The sequence below is a fragment of the Neisseria sp. P0018.S001 genome, from assembly GCF_051957355.1.
In the GTDB taxonomy this organism is placed as follows: domain Bacteria; phylum Pseudomonadota; class Gammaproteobacteria; order Burkholderiales; family Neisseriaceae; genus Neisseria; species Neisseria subflava_A.
The window spans coordinates 1-255 of record NZ_JBQCWN010000098.1; the positions used below are offsets into that span (position 1 = coordinate 1).

General features: G+C 50.6%; 1 protein-coding gene. It reads right to left on the bottom strand.

The features are described from left to right. Positions 1 to 255 (bottom strand): transposase (locus ACTHTJ_RS11015; protein WP_440361110.1); only part of this gene is annotated, 255 nt, incomplete at both ends.

Consider the following 255-nt stretch of genomic DNA (forward strand, 5'->3'; position numbering starts at 1 on the left):
ACATCGCCTTCAGATGGCTTTGTGCACTCACTTTAATCAGTCCAAAATAGGCTGCCCGGGCATAGCGGAATTTACGGTGCAGCGTACCGAAGCTTTGTTCGATCACATAACGGGTCTTCGACAAATACCGGTTACGTTTGGTTTGCGTTTCCGTCAGCGGATGTTTGCGGTGAGCTTTGCGCATAATGCCGTCCTGCAGCCGACACTCTTCCAGATATTGCCGGTTTTCCTCACTGTCATAGCCTTTGTCGGCAT